Origin of the sequence: Ferrigenium kumadai, from assembly GCF_018324385.1 — a bacterium.
Taxonomy (GTDB): domain Bacteria; phylum Pseudomonadota; class Gammaproteobacteria; order Burkholderiales; family Gallionellaceae; genus Gallionella; species Gallionella kumadai.
Genome location: NZ_AP019536.1, coordinates 1,107,058 through 1,123,745, shown reverse-complemented (window position 1 = coordinate 1,123,745; position 16,688 = coordinate 1,107,058). Strand labels below are relative to the sequence as shown.

20 protein-coding genes and 3 tRNA genes are annotated in these 16,688 nt (G+C 60.0%); 9 read left to right on the top strand and 14 right to left on the bottom strand.

What is annotated here, in order from left to right:
• From FGKAn22_RS05400 to FGKAn22_RS05360, 9 genes are all read left to right on the top strand, one after another.
• Positions 1–2,205: an EAL domain-containing protein gene (locus tag FGKAn22_RS05400; RefSeq protein ID WP_246487484.1), complete on the top strand. Its 2,205-nt coding sequence runs from the start codon at positions 1–3 to the stop codon at positions 2,203–2,205.
• Entirely contained in the window at positions 2,202–2,489 is a 288-nt protein-coding gene (locus FGKAn22_RS05395; protein WP_212786939.1) for a DUF6156 family protein, read from the top strand. The genes FGKAn22_RS05400 and FGKAn22_RS05395 overlap by 4 nt, the downstream gene beginning before the upstream one ends.
• A gap of 205 nt (positions 2,490–2,694) precedes the next feature.
• A complete protein-coding gene (nifB, locus tag FGKAn22_RS05390) occupies positions 2,695–4,200 on the top strand; it encodes a nitrogenase cofactor biosynthesis protein NifB (protein ID WP_212786938.1) in 1,506 nt (501 codons plus the stop codon).
• 10 nt (positions 4,201–4,210) lie between these two features.
• Positions 4,211–4,465 carry a 4Fe-4S dicluster domain-containing protein gene (locus tag FGKAn22_RS05385; RefSeq protein WP_212786937.1) on the top strand — a complete coding sequence of 85 codons (255 nt, stop codon included), beginning with the start codon at positions 4,211–4,213 and terminating at the stop codon, positions 4,463–4,465.
• A gap of 14 nt (positions 4,466–4,479) precedes the next feature.
• Positions 4,480–4,914: an ArsC/Spx/MgsR family protein gene (locus tag FGKAn22_RS05380; RefSeq protein WP_212786936.1), complete on the top strand. Its 435-nt coding sequence runs from the start codon at positions 4,480–4,482 to the stop codon at positions 4,912–4,914.
• Complete coding sequence (locus tag FGKAn22_RS05375; RefSeq protein ID WP_212786935.1) at positions 4,907–5,191, top strand: 2Fe-2S iron-sulfur cluster-binding protein; 285 nt, start codon at positions 4,907–4,909, stop codon at positions 5,189–5,191. The genes FGKAn22_RS05380 and FGKAn22_RS05375 overlap by 8 nt, the downstream gene beginning before the upstream one ends.
• Before the next feature lie 10 nt (positions 5,192–5,201).
• Entirely contained in the window at positions 5,202–5,783 is a 582-nt protein-coding gene (locus FGKAn22_RS05370) for a nitrogen fixation protein NifQ (protein ID WP_246487468.1), read from the top strand.
• Between the two features lie 82 nt (positions 5,784–5,865).
• The gene (gene draG, locus FGKAn22_RS05365; protein WP_212786934.1) at positions 5,866–6,750 is read left to right on the top strand and encodes an ADP-ribosyl-[dinitrogen reductase] hydrolase; all 885 of its coding nucleotides are present in this window, start codon (positions 5,866–5,868) and stop codon (positions 6,748–6,750) included.
• Between the two features lie 70 nt (positions 6,751–6,820).
• On the top strand, positions 6,821–7,573 hold the full coding sequence (locus tag FGKAn22_RS05360; RefSeq protein ID WP_212786933.1) for a hypothetical protein: 753 nt from the start codon (positions 6,821–6,823) through the stop codon (positions 7,571–7,573).
• 69 nt (positions 7,574–7,642) lie between these two features.
• Here FGKAn22_RS05360 and nifM read toward each other — a convergent pair whose 3' ends face one another.
• The 14 genes from nifM to FGKAn22_RS05290 form a co-directional block, all read right to left on the bottom strand.
• Complete coding sequence (nifM, locus tag FGKAn22_RS05355; RefSeq protein WP_212786932.1) at positions 7,643–8,491, bottom strand: nitrogen fixation protein NifM; 849 nt, start codon at positions 8,489–8,491, stop codon at positions 7,643–7,645.
• Positions 8,475–8,951 carry a nitrogen fixation protein NifZ gene (locus tag FGKAn22_RS05350; RefSeq protein ID WP_212786931.1) on the bottom strand — a complete coding sequence of 159 codons (477 nt, stop codon included), beginning with the start codon at positions 8,949–8,951 and terminating at the stop codon, positions 8,475–8,477. The genes nifM and FGKAn22_RS05350 overlap by 17 nt, the downstream gene beginning before the upstream one ends.
• Positions 8,952–9,110: 159 nt before the next feature.
• Complete coding sequence (gene nifW / locus FGKAn22_RS05345) at positions 9,111–9,449, bottom strand: nitrogenase-stabilizing/protective protein NifW (protein ID WP_246487467.1); 339 nt, start codon at positions 9,447–9,449, stop codon at positions 9,111–9,113.
• On the bottom strand, positions 9,446–9,973 hold the full coding sequence (locus FGKAn22_RS05340; protein ID WP_246487466.1) for a hypothetical protein: 528 nt from the start codon (positions 9,971–9,973) through the stop codon (positions 9,446–9,448). The genes nifW and FGKAn22_RS05340 overlap by 4 nt, the downstream gene beginning before the upstream one ends.
• Positions 9,970–10,752: a serine O-acetyltransferase gene (gene cysE, locus FGKAn22_RS05335; protein ID WP_425513852.1), complete on the bottom strand. Its 783-nt coding sequence runs from the start codon at positions 10,750–10,752 to the stop codon at positions 9,970–9,972. The genes FGKAn22_RS05340 and cysE overlap by 4 nt, the downstream gene beginning before the upstream one ends.
• Positions 10,753–10,761: 9 nt before the next feature.
• Positions 10,762–11,907 (bottom strand): homocitrate synthase, encoded by a 1,146-nt coding sequence (nifV, locus tag FGKAn22_RS05330; RefSeq protein ID WP_212786930.1) that lies wholly within the window; start codon positions 11,905–11,907, stop codon positions 10,762–10,764.
• Positions 11,908–11,917: 10 nt separating this feature from the next.
• Complete coding sequence (gene nifS, locus FGKAn22_RS05325) at positions 11,918–13,117, bottom strand: cysteine desulfurase NifS (protein ID WP_212786929.1); 1,200 nt, start codon at positions 13,115–13,117, stop codon at positions 11,918–11,920.
• Between the two features lie 9 nt (positions 13,118–13,126).
• A complete protein-coding gene (gene nifU, locus FGKAn22_RS05320; RefSeq protein ID WP_212786928.1) occupies positions 13,127–14,017 on the bottom strand; it encodes a Fe-S cluster assembly protein NifU in 891 nt (296 codons plus the stop codon).
• A 10-nt stretch (positions 14,018–14,027) separates the two neighbouring features.
• Complete coding sequence (locus tag FGKAn22_RS05315) at positions 14,028–14,351, bottom strand: HesB/IscA family protein (RefSeq protein WP_212786927.1); 324 nt, start codon at positions 14,349–14,351, stop codon at positions 14,028–14,030.
• Positions 14,352–14,571: 220 nt separating this feature from the next.
• Entirely contained in the window at positions 14,572–14,832 is a 261-nt protein-coding gene (locus FGKAn22_RS05310) for a helix-turn-helix domain-containing protein (protein WP_212786926.1), read from the bottom strand.
• A 199-nt stretch (positions 14,833–15,031) separates the two neighbouring features.
• A tRNA-Arg gene (locus FGKAn22_RS05305) sits at positions 15,032–15,108 on the bottom strand.
• 63 nt (positions 15,109–15,171) lie between these two features.
• Positions 15,172–15,248: transfer RNA gene (locus FGKAn22_RS05300), tRNA-Arg, on the bottom strand.
• A 26-nt stretch (positions 15,249–15,274) separates the two neighbouring features.
• Positions 15,275–15,368: transfer RNA gene (locus FGKAn22_RS05295), tRNA-Ser, on the bottom strand.
• 54 nt (positions 15,369–15,422) lie between these two features.
• Positions 15,423–16,655, bottom strand: coding sequence for an aspartate kinase (locus FGKAn22_RS05290; protein WP_212786925.1), 1,233 nt, complete (start codon positions 16,653–16,655; stop codon positions 15,423–15,425).
• Between the last annotated feature and the right edge of the window lie 33 nt (positions 16,656–16,688).

The following is a 16,688-nucleotide window of genomic DNA, read 5'->3' as shown; positions in this document are numbered from 1 at the left end:
GTGCACACCCAACCGTCCCTGCTGGCCGAGATCGGTATCGATGACGACGAGATCACACAACGGCAAGCCTTCCTGTCATTCGACGAACACGATGCAGCCATGCTCCAGTCCCTGCACGGCATACTTGAAGGCCAGCGCGAAAGGCTGATCGAGGCGTTTTACGACCACCTGCAGCTCTTTCCGGAAATACGTCCGCTGCTGGGCGACGAGGCCAAGCTGGCGCGGATGAAACAGTCGCAGATGACGTATTTCAGCCAGCTGACCGAGGGCCGCTACGACCGCGCCTATGTGGAGAACCGCCTGCATATCGGCGTGGTGCATCAGCGCGTCGGTCTGACGCCCAAGTGGTACATGAGCGCCTATTGCAAGTATCTCAGCGAGGTCATGCCGCTGGTGCTGGAGCATCACGCCGACTCGCCCAGGCTCGCGCTGGACGCCTGCCGCGCGCTGCTGAAGGTGGTGTTCTTCGACATGGGGCTGGCGCTGGACACCTATTTCCATGCCGAACACAAGGCGCTGACGCTGGCCCGAAGCTACACCGAACAGATCGTCAGCAGCATGCCTATCGGCTTCATCGTGCTGGACGCTCAAAGCCGCATCCGGCTGGTGAACAACGCCGTGCTGCAGATGTTCGAGCTCACCGGCAACGAGTCATGGCGCAACAGGACGCTGGGCGCGTTCCTCGATGTCCCCGCCCTCGACGAAAAGATCGTCAAGGTCATCACAAGCGGGAAACATTGCAACGAGCACGGATTCGACCGCCCCATCGGCGGGAAGATGCGTTCCTTCCTGGCCGACATTTCGCTGGCGCACATGGGCGAGGAGCATGTCGTGCTGTTCATGGTGCAGGACATCACGATACGCAAGCAGTCCGAGGAGGAGATCCATCGCCTCGCGTTCTACGATGCGCTGACGCAGCTGCCCAACCGCCGGCTGCTGCACGAACGCCTGCTGCAAAGCATGGCCATCAGCGCGCGTAGCGGCAAGCACGGGGCCGTGATGTTCATCGACCTGGACAACTTCAAGACGCTTAACGACACGCAGGGGCACGACGTCGGGGACCTGCTGCTGAAAGAGGTCGCCCGGCGGCTGACGCGCAATGTGCGCGAGGGCGATACGGTGGCGCGCCTCGGCGGGGACGAATTCGTCGTGGCGCTGGAATCGCTGAGCGGCGTCGAACAGGATGCCGCGGCGCAGGCTGAACTGATCGCCGAAAAGATCCGGGCCGAGCTCGTCCAGCCTTACCGGCTCAAGGATATCGAGCACCAGAGCTCGCCCAGCATCGGCGTCTGCCTGTTCCGCGGCCACCAGAACAGCCTGGACGAGGTGCTGAAACAGGCCGACCTCGCGATGTACCAAGCCAAGTCGTCGGGCCGCAACATGGTGTGCTTCTTCGATCCGGAGATGCAGGCCGAAATGGAACAGCGCGCCGAACTGGAAAAGGACCTGCGCGCCTCGATCCGCCTGAATCAGCTGATGCTCTACTACCAGATGCAGGTGGACGAATCCGGACGCATCGTCGGCGCGGAGGCACTGATCCGTTGGCGGCACCCGCGCCGCGGCATGGTCTCTCCCGCCGAATTCATCCCGCTGGCGGAAGAGATCGGCATGATCATCCCCATCGGCGACTGGGTGATCGAACAGGCCTGCGCACAGCTCAAGCGGTGGGAAATGGAGCCCGCGATGCGCAAAATCTGCCTGTCCGTCAACGTCAGTCCGCGGCAACTGAGCCAGCCCTGGTTCGTCGAACAGGTGAAGGATGCCATCGAAAAGACCGGCATCCGCGCCTCGCGGCTCAAGCTGGAACTGACCGAGAGCTTCGTCCTGGACGATGTCGAGGAGGCCATCGAGAAGATGCAGGAGCTGCGCGACATCGGCATCCGCTTCGCAATGGACGATTTCGGCACCGGCTATTCCTCGCTGGCCTATCTCAAGCGGCTGCCGCTGGAGCAGCTCAAGATCGACCAGTCCTTCGTGCGCGACATCGCCTCGGACAAGAGCAACGCGGTGATGGTGCGCACCATCATCAGCATCGCGAACAACTTCGGCCTGGAGATCGTCGCGGAAGGCGTGGAGACCGACGACCAGTTCGCATTCCTGATCCAGTATGGCTGCAACCGCTTTCAGGGCTACATGTTCGGCAGGCCGGTGCCGCCGGACGAATTCGAACGACTCTGCAAACCATCCGGAGAACCGCAAACATGACAGAGACCATCCGCCATTTCGTCACTTATACCGGCATCAGACTGCCGTTCCGGCTGGTCAATGAGCTGGAGCAGCACGAAGTGCAAAACCGCAATACCTTCTTTCGCGGCTATTTTGACGCGCAGGAAAGGATCACCGGATTCGACATGTTCTCTTACGGCGAGATCGAACTCGCGCACCACTACGAATACCACGGCAACGGCAAGCTGAAGCAGGCCGAGATCACCGACATCGACGGCGACGTGACGGTGCTGGAATTCGATTCGGACGGCAATCCCGCATAGGGCACGGACATTGAAAACGAATGCACGCATCGATCCGGCGCCGTTTGTCGCCTTCCCCACAAGCCCCGCCGGATGTCATGTGCCGTTTGCAACAGTTGAGCGCACCCCAGGCGTACGCCCCATATAAAACAACAGGTTAAAAGCTCGTTTTATCCGGGCACGCAGTTTGCTTTTATTCCTTCAGACCCACCATGAAGGAGCAAACGTGGAATTGCCAGTCATCAATAAAGCCTCAGCCGAAGCCCCCAAAGGCGGATGTTCCGCAGGTTCGTGCGGCTCGACCGACGACCAGATGAGCCATCTGCCGGAGCACATCCGCCAGAAGGTGTTCAACCATCCCTGCTATTCCGAAGAAGCACACCACTACTTTGCGCGCATGCACGTGGCGGTCGCCCCTGCGTGCAACATCCAGTGCAACTACTGCAACCGCAAATACGACTGCGCCAACGAATCGCGCCCCGGGGTGGTGTCCGAGGTATTGAAACCGGTGCAGGCGGTAAAGAAGGTGCTGGCCGTCGCGGCGACCATTCCGCAGATGTCGGTGCTGGGCATCGCCGGCCCCGGCGATCCGCTGGCCAACCCGGAACGCACATTCGAGACGTTCCGCATGCTTTCCGAACAGGCGCCGGACATCAAGCTGTGCGTTTCGACCAACGGCCTGTCGCTGCCCGAACAAGTGGAAGAGCTGGCGAAGTACAACATCGACCACGTGACCATCACCATCAACTGCGTCGATCCCGACGTGGGCGCACAGATCTATCCGTGGATCTTCTGGAGGAACAAGCGCATCAAGGGACGCGAAGCGGCCGAGATACTTATCGAGCAGCAACAGAAAGGGCTGGAGATGCTGGTGGCCAAGGGCATCCTGGTCAAGGTGAACTCGGTGATGATCCCCGGCGTGAACGACAAGCATCTGGAAGAAGTCTCGAAGATCGTCAAGGCCAAGGGTGCGTTCCTGCACAACGTGATGCCGCTCATTTCGGAAGCCGAACACGGAACCTTCTACGGTCTCACCGGCCAGCGCGGTCCGACCAACGAGGAACTGCAAGCCTTGCAGGATGCCTGCGAGGGCGACATGAACATGATGCGGCACTGCCGACAGTGCCGAGCCGATGCGGTGGGCTTGCTGGGCGAGGATCGTGGTGCCGAGTTCACGCTGGACAAGATCGAATCGATGGACATCGACTACCCTGAAGCGATGAAGATGCGCGCCGAGGTGCATGCGGCCATCAATGAAGAGCTGGAGAGCAAGCGTCTGGCACGCGAAGCCAAGGTACAACTGGTCAGCATCCAGGGCACCAAGACCAAGGAAGGGGCGCGTCCGGTACTGATGGCCGTGGCCACCAAGGGCGGCGGCATCATCAACGAACATTTCGGCCACGCCGGCGAGTTCCTGATCTATGAAGCTTCATCTTCCGGCGTACGTTTCATCGGCCACCGCAAGACCATCCCCTACTGCGAAGGTGGCGACACCTGCGGCGACGGCGAAAGCGCGCTGGACAAGACCTTGAGAGTATTGGTCGGCTGCGAAGTGGTGCTGTGCAGCAAGGTCGGCTACGAACCCTGGGGGCCGCTCGAAGCCGCCGGTATCCAGCCCAACGGCGAACACGCGATGGAACCCATCGAAGACGCCGTGACTGCGGTATACGAAGAGATGCGGGTAGCGGGCAAGCTGGCACCCAATCCACCAGAACAACAAAAGGTCGCCTGAGGAGATAGACATGGCACTCGAAATCATCGAATCCTGCACCAGCTGTTGGGCCTGCGAACCGCTGTGCCCGAGCAAGGCGATCTACGAGGCGAAACCGCACTTCCTGATCGACGCAAGCAAATGCACGGAATGCGCGGGCGATTTCGAAGACCCGCAGTGCGCCACCATCTGCCCCATCGAAGGCGCCATCCTCAACGAAGACGGCGTGCCGCTGAACCCGCCCGGTTCGCTCACCGGCATCACGTTACAGAAGCTGGCGGCCTGAGGAGATCGAAAATCATGGCGACGGTGATCTTTTACGAAAAGCCCGGCTGCGGCAACAACATCAGACAGAAGGTGTGGCTGGCCGCGTCCGGCCACACCGTGCTGGCGAAGAACATCCTCACCGAGAAATGGACTGCGGATCGGTTGCTCGCCTTCTTCGGCAAACTGCCGGTAGCGCAGTGGTTCAACCCGGCCGCGCCGCGCGTGAAATCGGGCGAGGTCGATCCTTCCGCGCTGGACGAAATCGAAGCGCTGGAGCTGATGCTTTCCGAACCGCTGCTGATCCGTCGCCCGCTGATGGAAGTGGAAGGCGTGCTGTGCGCCGGCTTCGACGCCAAGGCCGTAGATGCGTGGATCGGCCTGAACGATACTCATCCGAAAACAGAACCCTGCCCGGTGTGCCATCGTTCCGAACCCTGCCCGCCACCCGAGGAGGCCAGCCATGCCTAAAGCAAACGTCACTTTCGAGAAACTCGGCCTCACCGTCACCGTGCCTGCCGGAACGCGCCTGATCGAGATTTCCGAAAAGATCGGCGCGGGCATCACCTACGGCTGCCGCGAGGGCGAATGCGGAACCTGCATGGTGCGCATCGTCTCCGGCATGGAGCACATGAGCGAACGCTCGGTGCTGGAAGACAAGGTACTGCAGGAGAACATGGCCGGCCGCGACCACCGCCTTGCCTGCCAGGCGCAGGTGCTGGGCGGCGACATCGTGGTGCGCGGCTGAGGACTCCATCATGCAACCCAACGTCATGCTTCCGCAGAAATCTCCCGCACAGCCCAATGGTTTGTATGCTGAGCTGATGGTGCACGCGGTGGGCCTGCCAAACGACGAACTGTTTGCGCAGATGATCTCCAGCCAGATCAATGGCATTGGTGCGCTGCCGCCTGGACTCAGCCTGGATGAAAAAGGCTTCTCTGAGCTGCTGACGAACCACTTCCCCGGAGTTGAACTGGTGATCCGCTGCACGGAGAATGTTCCCGATCCGCGCGCACTGGAGCGCGACGACGTCCTCGCGCTGCTGCTCGAACACCGCGCATTCAAGGACAGCTCGGAAGAATGGATGGCCGGGATCGTCACCGCCGCCTGCATGGCCAGCGACCACCTGTGGCAGGACCTCGGCCTGTGGTCGCGCGACCACCTCAGCCGCCTGATGATGCAGAACTTCCCTGCCCTCGCGGCGAAGAACGTGCACGACATGAAGTGGAAGAGATTCCTCTACAAGCAGTTGTGCGAACGTGAAGGCATCAACGCCTGCCGCGCGCCGAGTTGCGAATATTGCGCCGATTACCTGAAGTGCTTCGGGCCGGAGGAATGATCCCCCGTAGGGGCGCGATTCATCGCGCCCATTTTTCGATGGCATGTCAGGGCGCGATAAATCTCGCCCCTACGAGAAACGCATGACCACCGACCGCGCCATCGCCGCCTACCTCGGCCTCGCCATCGGCGACGCGCTGGGCGCGACGGTGGAGTTCATGACGCCGCGCGAGATCGCCGCGCAATACGGCGTGCACGACAAGATGATCGGCGGAGGTTGGCTGCACCTCAAGCCGGGACAGGTCACCGACGACACCACCATGTCGCTCGCACTGGGCGAGTCCATCCTCAAGCAAGGCAGGGTGGATGCACTCGCCGCCGCACAGGCCTTCGATGCCTGGATGCGTGCTAAGCCCGTGGACATCGGCAACACTGTACGGCGCAACCTGCTGCAGTTCCGCAAGACGGGCAACCCGGAAGCGCTCTATTCCGACCATGACGCCGGCAACGGCGCCGCGATGCGCGTGCTGCCCGTCGCGCTGGCTACCTTCGGCCAGACGGAAGAAGCCGTGCGCGCCGCCTGCCGCGCACAGGCCCACGTCACCCACTACAGCACTCTCTCCGATGCCGCCTGCGAATGCTTGGCGTTCATGGTGCAGGACGCGCTACGCGGCGCAAGCAAGAACGATCTGCTGCATAAACACGCCCACCCGCTCGCCGCACAGCATCCCGAATTCAGGTTCCGCGCAGTACGCCAAAGCCGCAACCCCAGCGGCTATGTCGTCGACACGCTGCAAGCCGTGTTCCAGAGCTTCTTCGACACCGACGATTTCCGCGACTGCCTGATCGACGTGGTCAACCGCGGCGGCGATGCCGACACCACGGGGGCGATCGCGGGGATACTGGCAGGGGCGGTGTATGGGCTGGAGGCGATACCCGAAGCATGGCTGAAGGCACTAGATACGAACATCCGCCGGTCATGCGAGGGGCAGGCATGGGCGCTAATTAAACTGGCAGGTAAGTCGTAGAATCTTTCGCGGATAGTCAAAACACGTCAACTCCGGTACATTTGGAACATCCAACCAACCACAATCACCTGTGACGACATTTGCCGACCTATTCACATCCCTGAAGGATGAGCTTGCAGCGAGATATAGAAGCCCAGTTTGGGGCGCCGCCCTTATCGCACTCGCTGTATATCACTGGAAAGTGATCGTATTTTTCCTTACTGAAAATCCGAGCGCCAAAGATGCAATCGCGTTTATTGAAGCAAACGTCTCTGGCACTAGCATCACCGCCGCCATCGCAATTGCGTTGTGTTATGTCATCACATTCTCTTGGGTTGAGCTCTTCATTGCACGCACTGCGTCATTTGGGAAACGCGCGCGTAACGACTTCCATACGGAAGAACGTGAGCGGGAGATTGGACGGCGCAAGCTGATCGCTCAAAAACAAGCCCAACTAATTGAGATAGAACTCAAAACCAAGAGCGACCAATCAAAGTTGGCTGACATTGACTTAGCTAAGAGCTACCAGAATATGCTTTCAGGAGAGAACTTCGGAAGGTGGCTGAAGGATTTACAGAATGGCGCTATTAACAGCAGCCTGAGTGGCTCAATATTCAGCTACCTAAACAAGGTGGACACAATTGAAGGGAAATTTATTAATCCAGAAATCGAGTTAGCTCACGCCAACTTTGTGAGTAATCTTTCTTCGCTGGGATCTGCACTCAGTGAAGGAGGTCTTACAATGGACGAAGCTCGGCAAGCAAACCTTATAAAATTTAGCCGCAATGTTATTGATTCTCAAAAAGACTACCGCCAAAAAGTTCGCGACCTGCTTGGAGTTTAAGAAAGCAACGTTGAGATCTGAAATTGGCAGATGCGATGGTTTCTTCTAGGTCTTCTCTCAGTCGCCTTTCTATTTTTTCTCCAGCAACTGCTTGACCCACGCCTGCTGACAAACCCGTTTGCGTTTCTGTTCCATCAGCTTGCGGATGTGAGGACGGGCCTGGGACAGACTGAGCACGCCGGCTTCGGTGATGACGTCGCAGCGCAGGACGTGGAAGCCGAGTTCGGACTCCAGCACGCCACTCACCTCACCCGCATTCAATTCGAATAAGGCTTTATCCAGTTCCGGGAAAAGCTTGCCGCGCGGCAGGTCGCCCAGTTTTCCGCCGTCCAGCGCGGTCGGACACTCGGAGTGCTTTAGCGCCTGTTCCTCGAAGCGCTGGGGTTCTTTCGCCAGCCGCGCGGCGATGGCATCGATGCGCTGCCGCGCCGCCACTCTCGTGTTCTCGGCGATGTTCTCGTTGATGGTGATGAGGATGTGGCGCGCCAGCCGCGTCTCGGGACGGCGGAACTGGTCCGGGTGGTAGTGGTAATACAGCTCCACGTCCATGTCGCTGATGTGCGCGGCGCGCGTGCCGACTTTTTCCAGGATGGCCTCGACTTTCAGCTCGCGCTCCAGCGCGGCGGCAAAGCCCGCCTCGTCCAATCCATTACGCTCCAGATCGCTGAAAAAGTCTTCCTCGCTGGGATAGCGGCCGCGGATCTCATCCATCGCCGCGCTCAGCGTGGCGGGCGGCACCATCGCGTCGCGCGCTTCGGGAGCGGCAAGCACGCGAGTTTCGAGTTGATGCTGCTGCTGCGCCATACTCTGCACGCGTTCGAACTCGTCCGGTTTCAGGGCATCCGGGATCTTGCCGTAAAGCTTCTGGGCAGCCTTCAGCGCAAGATAAGCCACGCCGGACTCAATGACTTGCGGCATTCGTCACCTCTTCGTCGTCATAGACATGCACCGCCTCCAAAGCGGCTTCCGGCACTTGCAGCACATGGTCGTGGAAAATGACCTGGTACTGCACGCCCCCCGCTTCGTCGCGCAGCACCTTCAATATCTCGCCTTCCGCCCCGGGCGTGGCGCGCACGCAGCCTTGCACGGCGAGCGTGACCTTGCTGCGCACCTTCTCCCGGCTCTCGAATCGGCTTGGAACCCAGGGTTCTGCGATGCCGATGAGTTCTTCTTCGCGAAAGCCGACGATCTTGTCCTGGTCGAGGAAGTTCACGGTGTAGATCAGCTGGTCCTGCAGGAAGGTGCCGACGTTGATGACGAAGCCGGTGCTGCCGCGCCGGATCAGCAATTGGCCCGTGGGCACGCCGGGATAGGTGCCGTCGTTGCGCACGTTGCGGATGATGCGGACTTCTTCGCCGAATTCGAATTTAGGCAGCATGGAGGGTTCCTTGCTCACTCATCCAATGTTGTCCATTTGGGTACCACAGGCCGTTCGTGGTGAGCTCGTCGAACCATGAATGGCCCTTCGACATCGCCTTTAGTCCTGAGCTGGGTCGAAGGATCAGGGCGAACGGTTGGCATGAACAGTCTGGATTCATCACACCCCCGCTTTGTTCACCGTGATCGAACTCAGCGGCACGAATTTCACCTGCGGCTCGTGCATGTGGAACACCTTGAACACCTTTTCGGTGAGCGCGTCGGATTTCACGAAATCCTGGTACGCCTGCTGCAACAGCGTGGCATACACCACGCGCCGCGCCGCCTCGACCGCAGACTGCGTTCCTGCCTTGGCGAGGTAGTCGTGAAAGCGTTGCAGGATGTGCAAACGGTTTACCTGCACCACCGACGGTTCGTATTCGATGCCGAAGTATTCGAGAAAATCCTCAGCGGTCGACAACTCCTCGAGCGCCTCGTCCAGTGTCAGTTCGTCCATCATGCGCTCCTTTCCAGAGATTCGTAACTCGCGGCCAATTCAGTGCGTATCAGTTCCAGCAATGCCTTCCCTCCGATGCGGTCATGGCTGTCCAGTTCGACCAGTTTCTCCAGCATCGCCTGCCCCTCTGCATAGTTGCCTAGCCGCAGGTTGACGTATCCGGCGGCCTTCAACACCATCAGGTAGAAACGCACCAGCCCCATCGACTGCATCACGCCCGAGCTCACATTCGCGATGCGCAGATGCATCCAGTTGTAGGGAAATTCCAGCCGACGCCCGGCCACAGCCAGCGTGCACTCCGCCACCAGCAGAGCGTCTTCGAGGCGGTGCTGGTAATAGTAATAACGGTACAGCGCGACCAGCACCGTCAGTTGCCGCGGCGCCATGAAGTTGGCCAGCAACAGTTTAGACTCGGCCTCCTCGCTGCCGTAGCTGTTCGCAGCCTCCTGCAGCAGCTGGGCAACCTCCGCGCTAAGCGGCTCGTCGAAATAAAGCTCCGTCTGTTCGAAATCCAGCAAGTCCATCATTCTTTCCTCAATTGACGCGCCACTTCGGTGCCGCATAACTCGTCCCCCTCACAGGTGCGGCATTGCCCGTCCACCTGATCAGCCTGCTTGCACAACTGTCCTTCCAGCACCTCGATGCGTTCCATCAGGCAGGCGATGGCGCGCCCCACCGGATCGGGGATCAGGTGATGGTCGAGGTTGATGCCGTAGATGTTGTCTGCGTTTGCTTCTTCGGTGCGTAGCACAACCTTGGCGGGAATGCCGACCACGGTGCGGTGCGACGGCACATCTTTCACCACCACCGAGTTCGCACCGACGCGCACATGCTCGCCCAGCGTGATCGCCCCGAGTATCTTCGCGCCCGCGCCGACCACTACGCCGCTTTCCAGCGTCGGATGGCGCTTGCCCTTGTTCCAGGTGGTGCCGCCCAGCGTCACGCCGTGATACAGCGTCACGTCGTCGCCGATCTCTGCGGTCTCGCCGATCACCACGCCCGCGCCGTGGTCGATGAAGAAGCGCCGGCCGATGGTGGCGCCCGGATGGATGTCGATGTTGGTGAGCAGGCGCGCGAACCAGGAGAGGAAACGCGCGGGGTAGCGCAGCTTCACTTTCCATAAACGGTGTGCAATGCGCTGCAGCAGGATGGCGTGCACGCCGGGATAGGTGGTCAGCACCTCGAAGCGCGAACGTGCCGCCGGGTCGCGCTGGAACACGCAGCTGACGTCTTCGCGCAGCAGCCGCAGCAACGAGGGCTGCGCTGGTTTTTCTATCACGGCTCCGGCTGTCATCACTTCGTCCATGATGTCCCTCTAATGTCCAGCGCCGGGCTGAGTGCGCCCGATGTAGCGTTGGTAAAGGAACAACAGTTCCTGATCGGCTGGCGAACGCTTCGCGCGCTCGGCGAAGGCGCGGATGTCCGGCAGCAGCGCGCGCGCTTCTGCCTGGCTCAGGTTCAGCCCCATGCCGGCATAGGCGGCGATGACGCCTTGCGCGCCGGAATGCTTGCCGACTACCAGCTTGTGGCGGCGGCCGACCTCGACGGGATCGAAGCCCTGATAGGTATCGGGGTCCTTCAGCAGACCATCGACATGGATGCCCGCCTCATGCGTGAACACCCCCTCGCCCACCACGCTCTTCTGCCAGGGCACCGGGCGGCCCGAAGCGGCGGCGACCTTCTCCGACAAGCCGGTGAAATGCGCGAGGTCAATGCCGGTTTCCATGCCGTAGAGCTTTTTCAGTCCCAGTGCAACTTCTTCCAGCGGCGCGTTGCCGGCACGCTCGCCGAGTCCGTTCACCGTGGTATTGAGGTGCGTCGCGCCCGCCAATGCGGCGGCGAGGCTGTTGGCGGTGGCCAGTCCGAGATCGTCGTGCGCGTGCATCTCGATCTCGAGGTCGCAGGCGGCACGCAATGCTGCAATGGCCTTGTGCACGCCGAACGGCTCCATCACCCCCAGTGTATCGGCGAAGCGGATGCGCTGCGCCCCTCCAGTCTGCGCAACCTCGGCCACCCGCAACAGGAATTCGGGATCGGCGCGCGAGGCGTCCTCGCAGCCGACGATGATGCCCACGCCCTGATCGCAGGCGAAGGACACCAGGTCGAGGACAGTATCCAGCACCCAGTCCCGGTCGCGCCCCAGTTTCTTGCTGATCTGGACGTCCGATACCGGGATACAAAGGTCGATGAGCTGCACGTCGACTTCTTCTGCAGCCAGGATGTCTTCCCTGCACATCCGGCACCACGCGATAAGTTTCGCATTGAGGCCGAGTGAAGCCACGGCGTTGATGCTGTCGCGCTCTTCCTCGCCCATTGCCGGGATGCCGACTTCCAGTTCCGGCACGCCCAGCGCATCGAGCTGGCGCGCAATGTCCAGCTTCTCATCCAGCGTGAACGCCACCCCGGCGGTCTGTTCGCCGTCGCGCAGGGTGGTGTCGTCGATGATGATGGTGCGGGACATGATGTTTGCCTTACGCGTAGGTCGGCGCGAACGCCTCTTCCTTGGGGCCGTCTCCATCCCAGTACGGCGACAGCTTGCGCAGTTGCGCGATGATCTCGGGCACCACGGCGATCACGCGGTCCACTTCGGCCTCGGTGCTGTAGCGCGACAGCGAGAAGCGCACCGTGCCGTGCGCGGCGGTGTACGGGATACCCATCGCGCGCATCACGTGCGACGGCTCCAGAGAGCCGGAGGTGCAGGCGGAACCCGAACTCGCGGCAATGCCAAACTTGTTGAGCAGCAGCAGGATGGCCTCGCCCTCGATGAACTCGAATGCGATGTTGCTGGTGTTGGGCAGGCGGTCGTCCGGATTTCCGGTGACGAAGGAACGCGGCACCTTCGCGAGGATGCCCGCCTCCAGCTTGTCGCGCAGGCGCTTCACCTCGGTGTTCTCGTATGCCATCGCTTCCATCGCCATCTCGGCGGCCTTACCCAGCCCGACGATGGAGGTGGTGTTCTCGGTGCCCGCGCGGCGACCTCGCTCCTGATGGCCGCCGCGCAGCAGTGGACGGAAACGCGTGCCGCGCTTCAGGTACAGTACGCCGATGCCCTTGGGCGCATGCAGCTTGTGGCCGGATACGGAAAGCATATCGATCTTGGTGTCCTTCAGGTTCAGCGGCACCTTGCCCACGGCCTGCACCGCATCGGTGTGGAACATCGCGCCGGCCGCGTTCGCCAGCTCGGCCATTTCGACCACGGGGAAGAACGTGCCGGTCTCGTTGTTCGCCCACATGGCCGACACCACGGCGACCTGGTCGGTGAGCCGCCTCCTGTATTCGTCCAGATCGAGGCGTCCTTTTCCGTCCACCTTGAGGTAGTGCACCTTGTAGCCTTCCTTCTCCAGATAGGCGCAGAGGGTAAGGATGGCCGGATGCTCCACGGTGGTGGTGATGATTTCCTTGCGTTCAGGCTGCGCCTTCAACGCGGAGAGGATCGCTGTGGAATCCGACTCGGTACCGCAAGAAGTGAAGATGATCTCGGAGTCGTGTTCCGCACCGAGCAGCTCCTGCACCTGCATGCGCGCCTTCTTGATCGCGAGGCCGACCTTGTTGCCGAAGCTGTGCATGGACGAAGGATTGCCAAACTGCTCGGTGAAATACGGCAGCATGGCTTCCACCACCACCGGATCGACCCGCGTAGTCGCATTGTTGTCGAAATAGATGCCAGTCATGCTCGCTCCTCAAGGATGACAGCTGGCGCGGGTCAGCGCACCGGCCTTGGTCGGCACGATCTTGATGAACTCTTTCAGCTCCTCCATCAACTTCTGCTGGATACCTTGCAGCGTCAGTGCTTCCATCTGGCAACCGGAGCACGCGCCGGTCATGTTGACGTAGATGGTCTTGCCGTCCACATCCACCAGTTCGATATCGCCGTGGTCGCGCTGCAACTGCGGACGCACGGACTCCAGCACCGCTTCGATCTTGCGGATGCGCTGCAGGTTGGTCATGCCAGAAGGAGCTGCTTCCTCTTTCGTTCCGGCACCCGGCTTGAACGTCTCGCCACGCTCGGCCATCACCTTCACCAGGATTTCTTCGATGCCTTCGTGGCAGGAGGAACATCCGCCGCCCGCCTTGGTGTAGTTGGTCACGTCCTGCACCGAGGACAGATTGTTGGCGCGAATGGTGTCCTCTATCATCACCGCATCGATGGCGAAACACTTGCACACCAGCGCGCCTTCCTCGTGGTCGTCGCTCCACGCTTCGCCGCGATAGTTGGCCACGGCCGCTTGCAGCGCCTCGCGCCCCATCACAGAGCAATGCATCTTCTCCGGCGGCAGGCCGTCGAGGTAATCCGCGATGTCCTGGTTGCTGACCTTCAGCGCCTCGTCCAGCGTCTTGCCCTTGATCATCTCGGTGAGCGCGGAAGAAGACGCAATCGCCGATCCGCAACCGAAGGTCTGGAAATGCGCATCAAGGATGATGTCCGTATCCGGCTCCACCTTGAGCATCAGGCGCAGCGCATCGCCGCAGGAGATCGAGCCGACGTCGCCCACGCCATTCGCCCCTTCGAGCGGTCCCGCGTTGCGCGGCTGGAAGAAGTGTTCCTTGACCTTGTCCGAGTAGTCCCACATGGCGAGGCTCCTATGCCGAGAAAGATTGGCCGCACGCACAGCTCGAGCTGGCATTCGGGTTTTCGAACTTGAAGCCGCGGCCGTTCAGGCTGTCGATGAAATCCACCGTCACACCTTCCAGCAAAGGCGCCGAGAGCGGATCGACCAGCAGCGTCACCGCGCCGTACTCGACCACGACGTCGTCTTCATTTTTGATCTGCTCCAGCGACATCGCATACTGGAAGCCGGAGCAGCCGCCGCCGGAAATGGCGATGCGCAATCCGGCCACAGGCACGTCCGAGCCTTTGATGAATTTCTCCACGGCAGAGAGTGCATTGGAGGTCAGGTTGATCATGGTTCGCTCCTATCAGGGTGTTAGTGCCTGATACTCCGCAAACTGCGTGCCAGCCTTGAGACGACGCTTTAACCAACTGTTTAATTGTGAAATTACTGCAATATCGCACTCAACCCGCATGTGCGGAACAAGACGGGGGCGGGAGGTTGTAGGGTTTACGACAAGAAACAATGCACCGAAGACCGAACAGGAGACGGTCGCGTGCCAGGGTTATAGTCTGCTATTGGCCTGATCGACTTGGCCTAGTTTCTTCAGATGCCTCAAGTATGGACGACAATGTTTTGCCCAGCACCAAGGCGATGCGTTCCATATTGTCCACAGAAATGTTTCGTTCACCACGCTCGACAGAGCCAATGTAGGTCCGATGCAAACCGCAACGATCAGCCAACTCTTCCTGAGACAAACCTAATGCCTGACGTCCCGCCTTCATGTTGCGGGCAAAAATCATTCGTGCCGATGGAAGCTCATTTAGCTTTTTCATGCTGTTGAGACTGCCATCTTGACTACTTTGAGTCGACAGACTACGTGAGCTGCTGGATGCCCTGAATCTAATTACAGATGAGCGCAACCGGATCAACGCGAATCTGGAGATGCTTTTTAGGGAAAAGGCTGAGTCCCTTCAAAGTTCCTTCGAAAGAAAAAACGGGCTAGACCGTTTCTGATCTAACCCGTTGTTTATATGGTGCGCCCGAAGAGATTCGAACTCCTGACCCCTTGGTTCGTAGCCAAGTACTCTATCCAGCTGAGCTACGGGCGCGTGTAAAACTTTACTTCTGATAAAAACGGGTTAGATCATTTCTGATCTAACCCGTGTAATTTCTGGTGCGCCCGAAGAGATTCGAACTCCTGACCCCTTGGTTCGTAGCCAAGTACTCTATCCAGCTGAGCTACGGGCGCATCTAACAACATTACTACTGGTACCTTGGCGGAGAAGGAGGGATTCGAACCCTCGATACAAGTTTAAGCTCGTATGCGCCCTTAGCAGGGGCGTGCCTTCGACCTCTCGGCCACCTCTCCGAAGGCCGCGAATAATAGTGCAAACGTTCGGAAAGGTCAAACTGATTATGCGATTTATGCGTCTTCTTGATCCAGATCGAAGGCCTTGTGCAACACACGCACGGCCAGCTCCAGATATTTCTCGTCGATGACGACGGAAATCTTGATCTCTGAGGTGGAGATCATCTGGATGTTGATGCCTTCTTCCGCGAGGGTGCGGAACATCTTGCTGGCGATGCCGACGTGCGAACGCATGCCCACACCGACCACGGACACCTTGGCCGCCTTGTTGTCGCCGACCACTTCACGTGCGCCGATGTGCGGTTGCACCTGGTTCTTCAGGATGTCCATCGCCTTGGCAAATTCGTTGCGATGCACGGTGAAGGAGAAGTCGGTCGTGCCGTCTTCGCTGACGTTCTGGATGATCATGTCCACGTCGATGTTGGCGTCGGAAACCGGCCCCAGGATCTGGTAGGCGATACCGGGTTTGTCGGGCACGCCCAACACGGTGATCTTGGCTTCGTCGCGATTGAACGCGATCCCGGAGATAATGGCTTTTTCCATTTTTTCTTCATCCTCAAAAGTAATCAGCGTGCCCTCGCCCTCTTCCTCGAAGCTGGAGAGCACGCGCAGCTTGACCTTGTACTTGCCGGCGAATTCCACCGAGCGGATCTGCAGCACCTTGGAACCCAGGCTGGCCATTTCCAGCATTTCCTCGAAGGTGATGGTCTTCAGGCGGCGCGCCTCGGGCACGACACGCGGGTCGGTGGTATAGACGCCGTCCACGTCCGTATATATCTGGCACTCGTCGGCGCGCAGCGCGGCCGCGATCGCCACGCCGGTGGTGTCGGAACCGCCGCGACCCAGCGTCGTGATGTTGCCGTCCTCGTCCATGCCCTGGAACCCTGCGACCACGACTACGTGATCATTCTCCAGGTCGGCACGGATGTTCTGTTCGTCGATGCTGACGATGCGCGCCTTGGTGAAGGCGCTGTCGGTCAGGATCTTGACCTGGCCGCCGGTGTAGCTCTTGGCCTTGAGACCGATGTCTTTCAGCGCCATCGACAGCAGGCCGATGGTGACCTGTTCGCCGGTCGAGATGATCACATCCAGCTCGCGCGGATCAGGATGCTTCTGCATCTCGTGCGCGAGAGCGACCAGGCGATTGGTCTCGCCGCTCATCGCGGAGACCACCACCACGACCTGATGACCCTGTGCCTTGAATTTCGCGACGCGGCGCGCCACGTTCTTGATGCGGTCCGGACTTCCGACCGAGGTACCGCCGTACTTCTGAACAATCAATGCCACGATTTTTATGCCTGACTTAAAAAAGTGGGCGCG

What these genes read in the sequence shown, in the direction of transcription:
- FGKAn22_RS05395 (WP_212786939.1), top strand. Translation starts at nt 2,202, where the DNA reads ATGACAGAGACCATCCGCCATTTCGTCACTTATACCGGCATCAGACTG.
- FGKAn22_RS05385 (WP_212786937.1), top strand. Translation starts at nt 4,211, where the DNA reads ATGGCACTCGAAATCATCGAATCCTGCACCAGCTGTTGGGCCTGCGAA.
- FGKAn22_RS05380 (WP_212786936.1), top strand. Translation starts at nt 4,480, where the DNA reads ATGGCGACGGTGATCTTTTACGAAAAGCCCGGCTGCGGCAACAACATC.
- FGKAn22_RS05375 (WP_212786935.1), top strand. Translation starts at nt 4,907, where the DNA reads ATGCCTAAAGCAAACGTCACTTTCGAGAAACTCGGCCTCACCGTCACC.
- FGKAn22_RS05370 (WP_246487468.1), top strand. Translation starts at nt 5,202, where the DNA reads ATGCAACCCAACGTCATGCTTCCGCAGAAATCTCCCGCACAGCCCAAT.
- draG (WP_212786934.1), top strand. Translation starts at nt 5,866, where the DNA reads ATGACCACCGACCGCGCCATCGCCGCCTACCTCGGCCTCGCCATCGGC.
- nifM (WP_212786932.1), bottom strand. Translation starts at nt 8,491, where the DNA reads ATGCCGCAAGTCATTGAGTCCGGCGTGGCTTATCTTGCGCTGAAGGCT.
- FGKAn22_RS05350 (WP_212786931.1), bottom strand. Translation starts at nt 8,951, where the DNA reads ATGCTGCCTAAATTCGAATTCGGCGAAGAAGTCCGCATCATCCGCAAC.
- nifW (WP_246487467.1), bottom strand. Translation starts at nt 9,449, where the DNA reads ATGATGGACGAACTGACACTGGACGAGGCGCTCGAGGAGTTGTCGACC.
- FGKAn22_RS05340 (WP_246487466.1), bottom strand. Translation starts at nt 9,973, where the DNA reads ATGATGGACTTGCTGGATTTCGAACAGACGGAGCTTTATTTCGACGAG.
- cysE (WP_425513852.1), bottom strand. Translation starts at nt 10,752, where the DNA reads ATGGACGAAGTGATGACAGCCGGAGCCGTGATAGAAAAACCAGCGCAG.
- nifV (WP_212786930.1), bottom strand. Translation starts at nt 11,907, where the DNA reads ATGTCCCGCACCATCATCATCGACGACACCACCCTGCGCGACGGCGAA.
- nifS (WP_212786929.1), bottom strand. Translation starts at nt 13,117, where the DNA reads ATGACTGGCATCTATTTCGACAACAATGCGACTACGCGGGTCGATCCG.
- nifU (WP_212786928.1), bottom strand. Translation starts at nt 14,017, where the DNA reads ATGTGGGACTACTCGGACAAGGTCAAGGAACACTTCTTCCAGCCGCGC.
- FGKAn22_RS05315 (WP_212786927.1), bottom strand. Translation starts at nt 14,351, where the DNA reads ATGATCAACCTGACCTCCAATGCACTCTCTGCCGTGGAGAAATTCATC.
- FGKAn22_RS05310 (WP_212786926.1), bottom strand. Translation starts at nt 14,832, where the DNA reads ATGAAAAAGCTAAATGAGCTTCCATCGGCACGAATGATTTTTGCCCGC.